The 15,348-nt window shown below is 46.0% G+C and carries 13 protein-coding genes; 12 read left to right on the plus strand and 1 reads right to left on the minus strand.

Going from position 1 to position 15,348, the window contains the following annotated elements; genetic code table 11:
• Positions 1–4: 4 nt before the first annotated feature.
• A complete protein-coding gene (gene lptD / locus MHN02_RS05645; RefSeq protein WP_014975696.1) occupies positions 5–2,257 on the minus strand; it encodes an LPS assembly protein LptD in 2,253 nt (750 codons plus the stop codon).
• A 407-nt stretch (positions 2,258–2,664) separates the two neighbouring features.
• Between lptD and djlA the strand changes: the two genes are divergently transcribed.
• The 12 genes from djlA (at position 2,665) to MHN02_RS05705 (ending at position 15,312) form a co-directional block, all read left to right on the plus strand.
• The gene (djlA, locus tag MHN02_RS05650) at positions 2,665–3,525 is read left to right on the plus strand and encodes a co-chaperone DjlA (RefSeq protein WP_156077916.1); all 861 of its coding nucleotides are present in this window, start codon (positions 2,665–2,667) and stop codon (positions 3,523–3,525) included.
• The gene (gene xerD / locus MHN02_RS05655) at positions 3,526–4,452 is read left to right on the plus strand and encodes a site-specific tyrosine recombinase XerD (protein ID WP_239244994.1); all 927 of its coding nucleotides are present in this window, start codon (positions 3,526–3,528) and stop codon (positions 4,450–4,452) included.
• A gap of 278 nt (positions 4,453–4,730) precedes the next feature.
• A complete protein-coding gene (dsbC, locus tag MHN02_RS05660; protein ID WP_239244996.1) occupies positions 4,731–5,534 on the plus strand; it encodes a bifunctional protein-disulfide isomerase/oxidoreductase DsbC in 804 nt (267 codons plus the stop codon).
• 243 nt (positions 5,535–5,777) lie between these two features.
• Positions 5,778–7,499, plus strand: a complete 1,722-nt coding sequence (recJ, locus tag MHN02_RS05665) for a single-stranded-DNA-specific exonuclease RecJ (RefSeq protein ID WP_239244998.1) — start codon at positions 5,778–5,780, stop codon at positions 7,497–7,499.
• An 81-nt stretch (positions 7,500–7,580) separates the two neighbouring features.
• Entirely contained in the window at positions 7,581–7,862 is a 282-nt protein-coding gene (locus MHN02_RS05670; protein ID WP_239245000.1) for a hypothetical protein, read from the plus strand.
• Positions 7,863–7,917: 55 nt separating this feature from the next.
• Positions 7,918–8,631: a DNA repair protein RecO gene (gene recO, locus MHN02_RS05675; RefSeq protein WP_239245002.1), complete on the plus strand. Its 714-nt coding sequence runs from the start codon at positions 7,918–7,920 to the stop codon at positions 8,629–8,631.
• A 165-nt stretch (positions 8,632–8,796) separates the two neighbouring features.
• Positions 8,797–9,534, plus strand: a complete 738-nt coding sequence (gene pdxJ, locus MHN02_RS05680) for a pyridoxine 5'-phosphate synthase (RefSeq protein ID WP_239245005.1) — start codon at positions 8,797–8,799, stop codon at positions 9,532–9,534.
• Between the two features lie 27 nt (positions 9,535–9,561).
• On the plus strand, positions 9,562–9,942 hold the full coding sequence (gene acpS / locus MHN02_RS05685) for a holo-ACP synthase (RefSeq protein ID WP_239245008.1): 381 nt from the start codon (positions 9,562–9,564) through the stop codon (positions 9,940–9,942).
• Positions 9,943–10,043: 101 nt separating this feature from the next.
• Positions 10,044–11,504, plus strand: coding sequence for a 23S rRNA (uracil(1939)-C(5))-methyltransferase RlmD (gene rlmD, locus MHN02_RS05690; protein WP_239245010.1), 1,461 nt, complete (start codon positions 10,044–10,046; stop codon positions 11,502–11,504).
• A 12-nt stretch (positions 11,505–11,516) separates the two neighbouring features.
• A complete protein-coding gene (gene relA / locus MHN02_RS05695; RefSeq protein WP_110288478.1) occupies positions 11,517–13,700 on the plus strand; it encodes a GTP diphosphokinase in 2,184 nt (727 codons plus the stop codon).
• On the plus strand, positions 13,678–14,634 hold the full coding sequence (mazG, locus tag MHN02_RS05700) for a nucleoside triphosphate pyrophosphohydrolase (protein ID WP_239245012.1): 957 nt from the start codon (positions 13,678–13,680) through the stop codon (positions 14,632–14,634). Before relA ends, mazG begins: the two co-directional genes overlap by 23 nt.
• 309 nt (positions 14,635–14,943) lie before the next feature.
• Entirely contained in the window at positions 14,944–15,312 is a 369-nt protein-coding gene (locus MHN02_RS05705) for a YbaN family protein (RefSeq protein ID WP_039235872.1), read from the plus strand.
• Positions 15,313–15,348 lie beyond the last annotated feature (36 nt).

The following is a 15,348-nucleotide window of genomic DNA, read 5'->3' on the forward strand; positions in this document are numbered from 1 at the left end:
CGGGTTAATTTAAACTATAAGGCTGACGATAGCCAAACATACCGTCTTGAAGCATGCTTCTTTGGGTACCAGATGACCCGATGCCTTTGAAAATAAATTGTAGCGATATTCCAGAATCAAAATCGTCTGTTGTCTGTTCGCCGCTAGCATTGTAACGGTTGTTCAGACTGCGCTGCGCAACTAATCGCACCGCCCAACAGCATGACTCATACTGGATACCTGCATAGGTTTCTACACTTCTATTGCGTTCAAGATCTCGGTAAGTACGGCCAACCCACTGCCAATTTTCAGAAATAGGCCAGCTTGCCGAAATACCAATTTGATCTATGGTTTCACCACTGAGATCGCGAACATAGCGATGACTTAATTGAATAAAGCGCGAATCATCCTTGCGGTATTCAATACCCACACTGCTTAAGTCAACTTTGTCTGTGTCAGTGGTCACTTGCACATCAGAATGGAAGAACCAGTTTTTATTAAAGCGCCAATCCACTTCAGCGGCGAGCGCTGAACGATCTTGATTCTTGGTTGCCGCAATGACTTTGTTATCTTCAAGGTAGAATATCTGACCCACACTAAGAACAAATTGTTCCCGATTGTTTTTATCCAACATGCGTGTGGTCGCGCCAAGGGTGATTTGGTTGTTATCGCTTATCCTATCAAGACCAGTAAACTCCTGACCTCTAAACAACCCTTCAACGTCGGTTAACAGCGGCGTTGAGTCATAGAATCCAATCGCAGTTTGGTCTTCATACGATGTATAAAGATATTGAATCTTTGGCTCTAAAGTCATCGACATATCGTCGCTGAACCACGATTTATCCCTTTCAAAGTATAATGCGCCATAAAGGCGAGCTTGTCCTAATGTGCGTTCAACATCTTCTTTTAAGTCAGTTCCTTCAACATTGTCTTGTTGATAAACCGTTTGAAAAAGCGTGGTTTCTGCGACAAGTTCACCCCATGCTGCGCGAAGCGGCACCGCTAAAGTAGGTGCAACGTGAAAACGAGTGGCCGTTGGAGCGGTATCGAGAGTGTTGTCAAAGTGTGCGACTTCTGAGTCTAGGTTGAACTCTAGATATTCACCTAACGCTTTGTTGTAGTTGATTTTGATCTCAGGTACGGCGCGATAGCTATCTGCAGTATTACCCAGTACTTCAAAATCTTTTATCTGCATATTTACGGATAGATTTTGCGAGTAGTAACTTAATCCAACGCTACGATATAGGTGGGTGTCAGCGCGACTATAATAATCTGAACCAAGGTCAACTAAATAGTTGTCGTCACTTAATCCGTTGAAATCAACGTTTAGTAACCAGTTGTCAGCTATAAGCCCTTGATGCTCCAAGCGATAAAAATATCGGTCAGGGTTCCCACTAATATCTGAGTCGCTCGGCAAGTACTCCACGTACGCTTTGCCTTGGCTACGCTCCGTTAGATAACGGAACTCAGTATTCAGCTGAAGACCGCGAAGGGTCATCAATCGCGGTGAGATGGTCATGTCATAGTTGGGGGCAATGTTCCAGTAAAAAGGCTGCGTATAGTCGACGCCCGTTCTGCTTGAACTTGTTAACTCTGGAAACAATAAGCCCGTTTGGCGCTCGTTGCTAACAGGGAACGCAAAATACGGTAAATAAAACACTGGAACATCGGCAATGTAGAAGCGTGTGTGTTTGGCTTGGCCCCATACGGTCCCTTTTTCCAAACTAATTTCACTGGCGCGTATTAGCCAGTCTTCATCGCCTTCAGGACACGTAGTGAAGCTAACTTCTTTGAGCACAATTCCCGTGTCTGTATCTAATACAATATCTTTTGCGGCTCCCTGACCCACAAAACCCGTCAGCTGATAGCGGGTATTTTGCATTTCTAAGCGCTCTTCTTCAGAGCGAAGGGTCACGGCATCACTTTCTACTTTTAACTGCGAGTCTTGATACGTTACGTCGCCTTTCGCAATAAGGTCTCTGCCACTTCCGTTAATTTGTGCTTGAGATGCACTAATTACCGCAGTATCTGACGTGATATCAACATTACCAGAAAACAGCGCTACGGTATCTTGGATAATTTCAGTACGGTTAGCTTCAACTTTAACGTGGCCTTTGGGCATTAATGCCTGGCTACTGAAAGTAACAGGTTCGACTGAGCAGAATGCAAGAGGGGCTGCATCTGACGTTGGTTTAGAATTTGAAGCTGTCGTTTCCTGTGCAAACGCGACTGTAGGCAAAAGAGTCGCGGAAACAAGCATGGCGCAGGTGTTTTTCATGCGTTAATGGGCGGCCTGTTTTGTTGTATGTTGCTTTTAAACCCAAGTAAGACGACGTCCGTCTCGGTTAGTTCGACATAACGTTTAAAAAAACAGTGATAATGCACATTACTTCTTGGCAAAGAGTTAATGTAGCTTTCACTCGCTATTACTATTTATATAAGCGCTCAATTCTAAGCACTTCTGTCGTAATTACCAACCATTCAGACAAAAAAATGCACTTTTATATGCACAACACATCAAAGACGGAGGCAATTAGTGGCAGTAAGCTTGATTTCAAGCTGCACAAGCCCTAGTTAATTAACTTATGTATTTGATATGATGATTGGTATAACGCGCTCTGCACGGCGTGATTTCACTACAGTAACATCAACTTTCTAAACAGTGCACCAACGGAGTATGACGCGATGTCAATTTGGGGAAAAATCCTCGGCGCCTTGTTCGGCTTTATGTTTCTTAAAATACCTGGGGCGATCTTAGGGCTGTTAGTCGGGCACTTTTTTGATAAAGCCTATCGCCAAGACTTCAATCAGCTAGGCGGCTTTGGGCGCTTTTTTACCGATCAGGACAATCTGAAGCAGCAAGCTATTTTCTTTCATAGTTTGTTTAGTGCGTTAGGCCATCTTGCTAAGTCTGACGGCAAAGTAACGGACAGAGAAATTCAAATCGCCACAGCATTAATGGACGAGATGCGTTTAACTGGGGATGCCCGTCGTGAAGCTCAGGATGCATTTAGAGAAGGCAAAGCGCGAGACTTTCCTTTAGTCGATACGTTGAAAGGTTTTTATGACGCCAGCCACGGTAGACGGGATATTCTTCAAGTATTCTTAGAGATTCTTATTCAAGCCGCTTTCGCCGACGGTCAGCTTTCACAGGAAGAATACAACGTACTTGAAAAAGTAGCGAAGCCACTAGGCTTTAGGCGTCGTGATTTAGATTATCTAATTTCAATGTATGAAGCTGAAATACGCTTTAGGCAGCGGTCTAACTCTGGCTCAGGACAACGCACTCATTCAGGTCAACGTCAGCACAGCCAATCAGCCTATTCAGAACAGCAAAGTTTAGATGATGCCTATCACATATTAGGTGTGACGGCATCCGACGATGAAAAGACAATAAAGCGTGCCTACAGGAAGCGCATGTCTGAGCATCACCCCGATAAGCTGGTGTCTAAAGGGCTACCTGAACAGGCAATGGAAATTGCGAAAAAGAAAGCGCAAGATATTCAATCAGCCTACGAGCTGATTAAGCAAAAGCGTGGCTTTTAGATGGCAAAAACTCAACGTGAGTTAACTTATGTGCCTGCAGCGAGTCAGGCGCATATCGATGGTTTTATCGAGATGCTTTGGCTTGAGAAAGGACTGTCCGATCATACTCAGCAGAGCTATCGCACCGACCTTACTAAGCTTGCTATCTTCAGCAACAATCAAGGCGTAAAAGATATCGCTGTGCTGACCACTGAGCAGCTTCAGGACTATTTAGCCTATCGTCACGACAAGGGGCTGTCCACACGTAGCACGCAACGTGCGCTTAGCGCTATCCGGGCGTTTTTCGTATTCCTAATTAGTAAGCAGGTTCGTGTTGATAGCCCAGTTTCCGCGCTGTCTAATCCGAAAACACCCAAAGCTTTGCCTTCTTCACTCAGTGAGCAACAAGTTGAAGATTTGCTAAATTCCCCCCTTACCGACGACCCTATTGAATGTCGGGACAAGAGCATGCTTGAAGTGCTTTACGCGACCGGCCTTCGTGTAAGTGAGCTTATTGGGTTAACAATGGATCAAATAAGCCTTCAGCAAGGCGTAGTTAGGGTTGTGGGTAAAGGGAATAAAGAGCGCTTAGTGCCCCTTGGTGAAGATGCAATAGAATGGCTGCTGACCTATATTAAAACAGCAAGACCGATACTCGCCAGTAAAGCTTCTGATGTGGTATTTCTGAGCAAGCGTGGACAGAAAATGACGCGCCAAACATTTTGGCATCGCATTAAATACTATGCGGTGAAAGCGGGAATTGAGCAGCACCTTTCTCCCCACACGTTGCGTCATGCCTTTGCGACACACCTTTTGAATCACGGTGCTGATTTACGTGTGGTACAAATGCTATTGGGGCACAGCGATTTGTCAACGACTCAAATATACACCCATGTAGCGACAGAGCGACTTCAAACTTTAATCCACAGTCATCACCCACGTGGCTAAATTGGCTAAATATACAAATAAAGAATGCTATAAATTGGGGGCTGTATACGACGAGGCTCAGTGACGACGTATATAAAATAAAAAGGTCTATGGTAGGATACGAGCCATGCAAAACGTTTAGAAAATACATTTTCCGTTAGTGCTCTAACGCGGCTGAGTTTAAATGTTGACGTTAAATGTACTGAGGTTAAAAGAAAATTAGCGTTTAACGTGCAATTTTTTGCTAAGTTTTACGGTCTGAACGTTATGAATGTAAAAATTTTTAGCAATTGCTTTAAATGGAAAGATACCGATTCAAGCAGTTGCATGTTAAGCCAGTAAGTACAAGAGAACTTAAATGGCAAAATGGAGAGTATTTAGTGAAAGCAGTAAAGAAAGTATTGTTAGCCAGTGTAGTTGCGGCAGGTTCTCTATTAGGGCTTAGTGCGCAAGCGGCTGATGAAGCGGCTATCCGTGATAAATTAACCTCAATGCTAGGGTTAGATGTAGAAACTATTGCTGACTCTCCAGTATCAGGGCTGGTTCAGGTATCGACAAACCGCGGTTTATTTTACGTAAGTGAAAACGGGCAGTATCTGCTTCAGGCTCGTGTTTTTAACATTGATGAAGAGATGCGTAACGAAACAGAGCTGGCACTTTCTGGGCTGCGCAAAGAAGGCGTAAAAGAGATGGAATCATCGTCTATTACGTTTAAGGCCAAAAACGAAAAGCATGAAATAAGCGTATTTACTGATATTACGTGTGGTTACTGCCGTAAATTTCACAACGAGATTGATGAACTCAACGATGCGGGCATCACCGTACACTACCTTGCGTTTCCACGTTCTGGGTTAAACAGTGAAAACTACAACGATATGGTGTCGGTGTGGTGTGCGAAAGACCCGCAAAAAGCGTTAACTAAAGCTAAAGCGGGTAACGACGTAGCTAGCGCAAGCTGTAAAAATAAAGTGGCAGAGCAGTACATGTTAGGTCAAAAATTAGGCGTGAATGGCACGCCAAATATCGTACTGCCAGACGGTTCATTGATTCCTGGTTATCAGCCAGCTGCGTTGCTTGCTAAAGCATTGGAGGAAGCTGAATAGCCATTCAGTCCTTAACCTTAAATATGATAAAAACGCACGCTTTGTGCGTTTTTTTGTTTTCTGCGGTATGATTCGTCCTCATATTTTCTAGCGTTTTTTCGTACAGTTTTGCTTTGCAGTTCACACGGGCGTTTACTTGGAACCTGTACTAATTATCAAGTGTCCCGACTCCAGTCTTTTTATTTAAAGCCTATTTGAACTGGCATCGACAACTGCATTTACAGTAATGGTTAGTGGTATTTCATGATTTTGCCTATTGTTCGCCGTGAGGTTACCGGCGCCTCGCTTAGTTCCGACTTACATCCTGTTATCGATAGAATTTATCGCGGTCGTAATATTGCGAAATTAGATGACTTGGAGAATGGTCTAAAAGGGCTAACACACTTCAATGTTTTGAAGGGGATGCCACAGGCCGCGCAAATTCTCGCCAATGCTGTTGTGCAAAATAAACGTATTATTATTGTGGGCGATTTTGATGCCGACGGAGCAACCAGTACATCGGTATGTATATTGGCGCTTCGAGCCATGGGCTATCAAAACGTTGATTTTCTTGTACCTAATCGTTTTGACTTTGGTTACGGACTTAGCGTGCCTATCGTGGATGAAGCTGCCAAACAGAGGGCAGAGGTTATTGTCACAGTGGACAATGGCATTTCCTGTATTGACGGTGTAACCCATGCAAAGTCGTTGGGAATGCAGGTAGTTGTTACCGATCACCATTTGCCAGGCGATGTTCTACCTCCTGCTGATGCGATAGTAAATCCTAACCAACCTGGCTGTGAATTCCCTTCTAAAAATTTGGCTGGGGTTGGCGTTGCCTTTTACATCATGCTAGCACTTAAAGCCGAGTTACAGCAGCAAGGGCATTTTGAAAGAGCGGGGTTAGCGCCACCAAACCTAGCGTCGCTACTTGATATTGTTGCGGTTGGCACCGTGGCCGATGTAGTAGTGCTTGATAAAAATAACCGAATTTTAGTTCATCAAGGCCTTCAGCGCATTCGGGCGGGTAAGTGTCGACCTGGCATTAAAGCATTGGTCGAAGTAGCGAATCGCGATTGCGCTCACTTAACCTCAACTGACTTAGGCTTTGTGGTTGGGCCAAGGCTTAATGCCGCGGGTCGATTAGACGATATGTCGCAAGGCATTGCGTGCTTACTAGAAGATGAAACCATTCAAGCGCGAATGATCGCTGCGGAACTCGATGCGCTTAATAAAGAACGCCGTGAAATTGAGACCGGCATGAAAGCGCAAGCGGAAACTGTACTAGAGCAAATGGCGCTGGATGAAGGCGATATGCCAAGCGCACTGGTGGTTTATCGCGAAGACTTTCACCAAGGGGTTATTGGTATTGTGGCAGGGCGTTTGAAAGAGAAATACCTTAAGCCTGTTATCGCTTTTGCCCATCAAGACGACGAGATCATTAAAGGTTCGGCACGCTCAATTCCTGGCGTACACATTCGCGATGTACTTGATGAAGTTAATACGCGCTACCCTGGCGTTATCGAAAAATTCGGCGGGCATGCCATGGCCGCTGGATTAAGCTTGCCCGTAGCTAAGCTTCAAGAATTCGAGCAGGCTTTTGTTGATATTGCGCGAGCGCACATGGCAAAGCTTGATGGAAATCATGCTTTACTTTCCGACGGAGACTTGTCATCGAAAGAGCTGTGTTTACCCTTTGCGCATTTACTGCGTCAAGCAGGTCCGTTTGGACAGGGCTTTGAATCACCACTATTCGATGGTGAATTTGCACTACTTGACCAGCGCTTAGTTGGCCAAAAGCACCTAAAAATGGTGTTGAAAAGTGACGGTGCTAACGAGGTCGATGCTATTGCGTTTAACGTTGATTTAAAATCATGGCCGAATGCCATGGTTAAGCGTGTACATATTGCCTATCGACTTGATATCAATGTGTTTCGCGGTCAAGAAACCGTGCAGCTTATTGTGGAGCAAATAGAGGCGCGTTAGCAGGAGCGAGTTCACACGCAGACGGATGGCCAGCAAGCCTAACGAGCAATAAGCGTAAAGTTGTGGAAAGAAGGGACAAAGGTGAAAAGCGATAGACAAAAGCTGGTGGAAAAGCACAGTCAGCTGAATCAAACCGACAATGCTAAAGTGATTTCCCACGTTCAGCGAGAAGAGAAAGACAGCGACTGGATTCGCCACACCATTATGCTAGAAGGTATTGATGTCCCTTTTATCTATCGGCGTAAACAGCAATACCAAAGCTTAAAAGGCGCGCGAGTGAACGTAACCTACTATCGCCACGTTGAAGAGGTGGCTGGCATTGAGTTTGAAACCATGAAAGTGGTACGAATTAAGCGCAGCTGATATTAACGTTGCCACAGGCGCCACTTCGACAACAATTAACACACAGTGAGCAACAATGAATAATGAATGGTTAAATGCCTATGTGCTGCATAGACGCGCTTACAGGGAGACCAGCTATATTGTTGACTTTTTTACCTTAGAAGAAGGGCGTGTTAGTGCGGTAGCGAAAGGGGTGAAGAACAGTAAATCTGACAAAAAAAGTCTGCTTCAACCTTTTCAGCATCTTCGTTTACAGTTAAGCGGAAAGTCAGAGTTAAAAAACTTACGTCACGTAGAAAGTGTCGCGCCCTCTATCAACCTTGTTGGGACAGCGTTGTTTTGCGCCATGTACGTTAACGAGCTAACTAATCGCGTTATGCCGGCAGGGCTTGCCAGCGATGGCGTTCACAATGCTTATGAAAATGCGCTGCTGTCTCTTCGAGATGAAAGCGACATAGAAGTGACCTTACGTCAGTTCGAATTTGCACTGCTTGACGAAATGGGGTTGTTGCCCGACTTCACCACCGACGTCGAGTACGAATTGCCCATAGAAGAAACCGGTAGTTATCATTTTCAGATAGACGCGGGCTTTGTGCCTATTCCCCAAGATGTGGCTGGTTTAAGGGGGATGCGAGGCTTTCCCGGGCAAGCGTTGCTTAGTTTGTCACAGGGGGAGTTTACTCCGCTCAGTAAAAAGGTGGCTAAGGTGCTTTGCCGAGACTTGCTGAAACCGCTAATTGGTGACAAGCCACTTAAAAGCCGCGAGCTTTTTATGCCCAAACCGCGGTAATAGCATTAAATTATTTTCTCTTAACTCAAACGCTTAAACAGCACGCTCTACAAAAAAATTTGCTACAATTGTGTCTTTCTTTTAGAGGGTCGTTGTGCCCTTAAAATAACGTATTGAACATGAAGAGCGGGTCTCTTCTGTCGCACTAACAGGTTAGGTGGTGAAATGAGCACGATTTTATTAGGCGTTAACATCGACCATATCGCAACGCTTCGTAATGCGCGCGGTACGCATTACCCAGATCCAGTGCACGCTGCGGATATTGCCGAGCGTGCAGGTGCAGACGGCATTACGGTTCATTTGCGTGAAGACCGCCGTCACATTAAAGACCGCGATGTACGCATTTTAGCGCAAACCATTAATACCCGACTCAATCTGGAAATGGCGGTAACCGAAGAAATGCTGGCAATTGCAGAAGAGGTAAAGCCTGTTTTTTGCTGCCTAGTACCAGAAAAGCGCGAAGAGCTGACTACCGAAGGTGGTCTTGATGTGGCAGGGAATTTTGACAACATCAAGGCGGCGTGTGGGCGACTCGCTAATGCAAACATTTTGGTGTCGTTATTTATTGATGCAGACAAAGCGCAAATTGACGCGGCCGCAGCATGCAACGCCCCTTACATTGAAATTCATACAGGCCAATACGCAGAAGCTACCAGCGAAGAAGAGCAGCACAAAGAGCTAGCGCGTTTAGTTGAAGGTATTGAGTACGCCGATAGTTTAGGGCTTAAAGTGAATGCGGGTCACGGCTTGCACTATCACAATGTTAAGCCTATCGCGGCTATCCCTCAGCTAATTGAGCTTAATATTGGTCACGCTATCATTGCCCGTGCTGCCTTCGATGGCCTTCACACAGCAGTGGCGGATATGCGAAAGCTTATGCTAGAAGCACGAGCGGGCATTTAACCTTAGATTCAAAAGGGTGTAGATAACGTGGCGATTGCAGGGCTAGGTACTGACATTGTAGAGATAGCGCGACTTGGTAAAGGCGATGGCGCTAATGAACGCTTAGCCAAGCGAGTACTTACGCCTGCCGAGTGGCAGCAATTTAGTGAGCATAGTACGCCAGTACGTTTTTTGGCAAAACGTTTTGCCGCCAAAGAGGCGGCGGTGAAGGCCCTTGGTACAGGGATTGGAAACGGAATCAGCTGGCAGCATATCGAAGTGCGCAATAACCATTTAGGTGCGCCAGAGCTTCATTTTTCTGGCGAGTTTGCTGCTTTGTGTGAAACCCGAAGCATTACTCGAAGTGTGGTAAGTATCTCAGATGAACAACATTACGCTGTCGCAACCGTTATACTGGAATCAGAATAGAGCAACTGCCCCTAACCCACGTAGGCGACTTCTATTTGGTGAGCGCGTACAAGAATCTCTACTAACATCAAACCACGTAAAGCAAGTAACCGGAGTCACACTTGGCAGACCTTTTTAAACAATCTCGCAGTAAGCAAAAAAGTAAAACGTCTCTTACTGAACGTGGCGCTTCAAAAAAGGGGAATGCCAGAGCCAACGCGCAGGTCGCAGGACTTCGGTTTGGGAAAAGCAAAAATGCAGCGGATACCAGTGAAAGTCAAAAGCCTAACACGGTCACCATTGAAGATTTAGACTGGATGGGCAATGGCGTAGTGCGCGGCAATCCGATGGTATTTGTTGAAGGTGCCCTTGTAGGAGAAACCTGCGACATAGAGGTGCTATCTAGCAAAAAGAAAGTCATTAATGCCAAGGCGACAAATATTCATTCGCCAAGTGATGAAAGACAAGCGCCTTTTTGCCCTGTGTTTGATGTATGTGGTGGGTGTCAGCTACAGCACATAAAGCCCGACGCTGCCCTTGTGCAACGTGACCGTGCTCTTAAAGTGATGATGGAACGTCACCTTGCGATGAAGCCAGACGTTTGGCAAGCACCTCTAGCAGGGCCGCGCCCTCAATATCGCAGAAAAGCTAGGCTGGCGATAGATGCCCGCAACCTCAATCAAATTAAGTTGGGCTTCCGTGAAGCAAATAGCAGTAACGTTATCAATGTAGCAACCTGCCCAATACTGGTTGACCCGCTATCTAAACTTATTGGCCCTTTACGGGATGCGCTTTCAGGGTTCGAGTCAGCGCGTCATATTGGGCATATCAGCCTTATTGCTGGCGATAACACCTCGCATCTTGTTATTAAACACACCAAAGCCCTTGAAGCTGAGCTGATTGATGCAGTGAGCGAACTGGTGAACACGAGTTCATCGGTTGGTGACTACGGTATTGAATTAAAGCTTGAAAATAAGCAGGGGCAAATTCGCAGTGTGGGTCGTGGTACTGATATGGTTATGAACACGGTAAATGGCTGCTCAATTTCACCCAGTGCTAACGACTTTATTCAAATAAATAAAGCGGTTAACGAAAAAATGATTAATCAGGCAATAGGTTGGCTAAACCCAAAGCCCAACGAGCGTATTGCTGATTGGTTTAGCGGGCTGGGCAATTTTACTTTACCTATTGCTAAGTTAGGTGCAAAGGTTCAGGCGGTAGAGGGTGTGGCAGAGATGGTGCGCCGCGCAAAAGACAATGCACAGCAACAGGGCATTGAAAATGTAGAGTGGCTGCATTTAGATTTGGCCGATAAGACCAACGTCGAGGCTTCATTACAGCAGGGCTTTGATAAGGTATTACTAGACCCTTCAAGAGAAGGGGCGTTGACCGTTTGTCACGCGCTTGTAAAAGCACTACCAAAAACGATAGTGTATGTTTCTTGCAACCCAAGTACGTTTTCTAGAGACGCGAAGGTGTTGATAGACGGAGGTTATGAAATGGAAAAAGCGGGCGTAGCAGAAATGTTCCCCTTCACCCATCACATGGAAATGATGGCCTTGTTTACGCGAAAGCAGCAGTAACGAGTAAAGGATATGGTATCGACAAGAAAGGTCCACCAAGCCGACCGACCACCCTTTGAAGCGTGGTTAGATAGCCTTGAGTTAAGTGCAGAAACAAAAGAAAAACTAAGTGCAGTGTCATCTATTCCCGAGCGACTGTTGGTTGGTCAGGAAATGGTTGAGATTTTGTGTCAGCTCAATATGGATGACGCAACGCTTCAGGCAGCCCTGGTTTTTCCATATTGCGAACAGCACGCCTTAAGTGAAGACGATATTTATGAAGAATTCGGCGGGGAAATACGCGACCTGATCGTTGGCGTGCGCCGAATGGATGCCATCAAGTCGTTACATGCTCGCAAAGTAAAAGGTTCTGGCTTTGCAGAAAAGTCGGACGAACAGCACATAGACAGTATTCGCCGCATGTTGCTGGCGATGGTAGAAGACGTGCGTGCCGTTGTGATCAAAATGGCAGAACGCATTTGTGCATTGCAACAGGTTAAAAAAGCCGACGAAGAAACCCGCGTTATGGTGGCCCGCGAATGCGCTAGCATCTATGCGCCATTGGCAAACCGTTTGGGCATTGGTCAGTTAAAGTGGGAGCTTGAAGACCTTGCGTTTCGTTATCTACATCCCATCACCTACAAGCAAATAGCTCATCAGCTTGACGGCAAACGCCGAGAGCGTGCCGAGTACATAGAAACCATAGTAGGCGACTTGCAAGGCTTGCTTGATAGCGAAGAAATTCGCGCAGAGGTTTACGGCCGTCCTAAGCACATATTCAGCATTTGGAAAAAAATGCAGAAAAAGCGCCTTACGTTTGAGCAGCTTTTTGATATTCGTGCGGTGCGAATTATTGCCGAGCGACTTCAAGACTGTTACGCCGCGCTTGGTACGGTTCACGCCAGCTATAAGCATCTACCGAACGAATTCGACGATTACATTGCAACCCCTAAACCTAACGGTTACCAGTCTATTCACACGGTTATCGTGGGGCCTGAAGGGAAGTCGGTTGAAATTCAAATTCGCACGCAAAAAATGCATCAGGATGCAGAACTGGGTGTGGCTGCACACTGGAAATATAAAGAGGGTAGCACGGGCAAGCAGTCAGGCTATGACGAACGCATAAACTGGCTTCGTCGCATATTAGCGTGGCAAGAGGAAGTGGCCGAATCTGGCGATTTGGTTGAAGAGCTTCGCAGCCAGGTGTTTGACGATAGGGTGTATGTATTCACACCCAAAGGCGATGTTATTGACCTTCCCCAAGGCGCTACACCGCTTGATTTTGCTTACTATATTCACAGCAATGTGGGACATCGCTGCATTGGCGCAAAAGTGAATGGGCGAATAGTGCCTTTCACTTATTTACTGCAAAGTGGCGACCAGATAGAAGTGCTCACCGGAAAAGAGCCAAACCCAAGCCGCGACTGGATGCACCCAGGTCTTGGCTATGTGCATTCGTCACGGGCGCGTGCCACTATCCATTCCTTCTTTAAAAAGCAGGATAGAGACAAAAACCTTGCTGCCGGTAAAGAGCTGCTAGAACGCGAACTTCAGCGTGCCCACTTGCCTGCCAAAGTACCTAATGAGGCATTTGAGAAGTTTAACTTACAAACCCTCGATGACTTGTACACTGCGGTAGGTGCCGGTGATGTGCGCGTTATGCAAGTGATTAACTTTATTCATCACTTGCAGGAGCCGCCAGCCCCAGAACCCGAAATTAGTCCTAAGGTTAAAACGCGCAAAACTGCGGCTGGGACGGGCAAAAAAGATGCAGTGGTGGTGCAAGGGGTGGGCCACTTAATGAGCCAGCTGGCGAACTGCTGTAAGCCGGTTCCCGGAGAAGCTATTTTAGGCTATATCACGCAAGGCCGCGGCGTAAGCGTTCATAAAGAAAGCTGCGACCAGCTTCAGCACTTGTTGTCACAACACCCTGAGCGTCAAATAGAAGTGAATTGGTCACAAGAGCTTAAAGTGGGCTTTGAAACAGGCATAGATATATTCTGTCACGATAGAACCGGCCTGTTACGCGATATCACCACGGTGCTGGCGAATGAAAACGTGCCGCTTTTGGGGGTGAACAGCCTAAGTGATAAAAACAGACAGACGGCGCTTATCACCATTTCGATAGAGGTGCACGATCTCGACACCGTATCAAAGGTGTTAACCCGATTGCGACAGCTTAAAGGCGTGACTGATGCAAAACGCAAACAAAGCTAAGCTTAGTGAAACGCAGCGGCTGCTTGACATTATGGCGCAGCTGCGCGACCCGCAATCTGGATGCCCGTGGGATGTAAAACAAACTATGGAAAGCCTAACTCGCTACACCATAGAAGAAGCCTACGAAGTGGCTGATGCTATTGCCACTGGTGATATGCATGACATCAAAGATGAGTTGGGTGATTTGCTGTTTCAAGTGGTGTTCTACGCACAGATAGCCAGTGAATCTAGCGCATTTACTTTTGACGATGTGGCGCAAAGCATTGGGGATAAGCTCGTGCGTCGTCACCCTCATGTTTTTGCTAACCCGCTTGCATCTGAGGGAGCAGGGGATACAAATAAAAACCTCACGCTACAACGTACCCAATTGAACGACAGTGCTTTAAACGCGCAGTGGGATGCTATCAAAGCCCAAGAAAAGCAGCTTAAAAAGCAGCGTTTAAAGCAAGACGACGAAGCAATAGAGCCCAGTATTTTAGATAGTGTACCCAAAGGTATGCCTGCACTTATGTACGCGCAAAAACTGCAGAAAGCCTGTGCAAAGGTAGGTTTTGATTGGCCTGATGCCGCTCCAGTCATAGATAAAGTGCGCGAGGAAGTGGAAGAGATTCAGCAAGAGCTAGACTTCAAGCAGCGAGCACAGGGGGCACTGGATGCTGGTGTTGCACCTTTAAAAAGTGGCGTGCCCGACAACCAACAAGCTATTGAAGAAGAAATTGGCGATGCACTTTTTGCCATGGTTAATTTGGCAAGACATTGCAAGGTAGATGCTGATACCGCACTTAGAAACGCCAGTAACAAGTTTGCTAACCGTTTTAAAGGCGTAGAGCGCTTAGCGGCTGAACAGGGCGACAAGCTCGACGCATTGACGCTTGATGAAATGGAAGCGCTGTGGCAGCAGGTCAAGCAGACGTCTTCTTCCAGTGTTGAGTAAATGGCACACTCTGAATACTAAAAACTTTCCCAAATATTGACCTTATCGTCAATTTTCTAAGCTGAAGACGCGCAGCGAATTTTTGAATTGCATTAAGCTTGAGGTTTAGTCCCTAGAATTAGACCAATGTAGATGGAAACTTCATTATTTTGGCGTATGGTTATAGGGTAGGTTTGATTTACGACAAAGTAATGTAGAGCCACTTTATCTAATATCTGAGTATAAATTTGGCATATTGGAAGGGTGTGTCGCTGGTGTTAAGTCATGACACTTACCAAGGAGTTGGACTGAATTGGGCGTTGGTATTTCATGAAAAAAGTACTGTATTTATCACTCGGGTTGTTTTTTACCCTTCTAGGTATTATTGGCGCATTCTTGCCGGTAATGCCAACAACTGTTTTTTTGATAGGTGCGCTTTTTTGTTTTACTCAATCTTCACCGCGCCTTGAAAACTGGTTACTTCAACACCCTAAATATGGCCCCAGTCTTGTTGCGTGGCGAAAACATGGTGCAATTTCGAAAAAAGTGAAATGCATAGCGTGTTGCAGTATGTTGGTGAGCTTTATTCTGGTTTGCCTGTTCGCATCAATGCCTATTCCAGCTTACATTGGCATAGGTCTATTTATGGGAATAGGCGCGTACTTTGTTGTTACGCGCCCCAGCATACCTGCTGTATAATTTCTCTATACAGAATTTAGTTACCTTCGGCAGTAG

Source organism: Alteromonas sp. CNT1-28, assembly GCF_022348345.1.
GTDB lineage: Bacteria > Pseudomonadota > Gammaproteobacteria > Enterobacterales > Alteromonadaceae > Alteromonas > Alteromonas macleodii.

Excerpts from the sequence above, each read along its gene's own strand:
- recJ (WP_239244998.1), top strand. The coding sequence starts at position 5,778 with ATGATTTTGCCTATTGTTCGCCGTGAGGTTACCGGCGCCTCGCTTAGT.
- dsbC (WP_239244996.1), top strand. The coding sequence starts at position 4,731 with ATGGAAAGATACCGATTCAAGCAGTTGCATGTTAAGCCAGTAAGTACA.
- pdxJ (WP_239245005.1), top strand. The coding sequence starts at position 8,797 with ATGAGCACGATTTTATTAGGCGTTAACATCGACCATATCGCAACGCTT.
- mazG (WP_239245012.1), top strand. The coding sequence starts at position 13,678 with ATGCAAAACGCAAACAAAGCTAAGCTTAGTGAAACGCAGCGGCTGCTT.
- xerD (WP_239244994.1), top strand. The coding sequence starts at position 3,526 with ATGGCAAAAACTCAACGTGAGTTAACTTATGTGCCTGCAGCGAGTCAG.
- recO (WP_239245002.1), top strand. The coding sequence starts at position 7,918 with ATGAATAATGAATGGTTAAATGCCTATGTGCTGCATAGACGCGCTTAC.
- djlA (WP_156077916.1), top strand. The coding sequence starts at position 2,665 with ATGTCAATTTGGGGAAAAATCCTCGGCGCCTTGTTCGGCTTTATGTTT.
- lptD (WP_014975696.1), bottom strand. The coding sequence starts at position 2,257 with ATGAAAAACACCTGCGCCATGCTTGTTTCCGCGACTCTTTTGCCTACA.
- MHN02_RS05705 (WP_039235872.1), top strand. The coding sequence starts at position 14,944 with ATGAAAAAAGTACTGTATTTATCACTCGGGTTGTTTTTTACCCTTCTA.
- relA (WP_110288478.1), top strand. The coding sequence starts at position 11,517 with ATGGTATCGACAAGAAAGGTCCACCAAGCCGACCGACCACCCTTTGAA.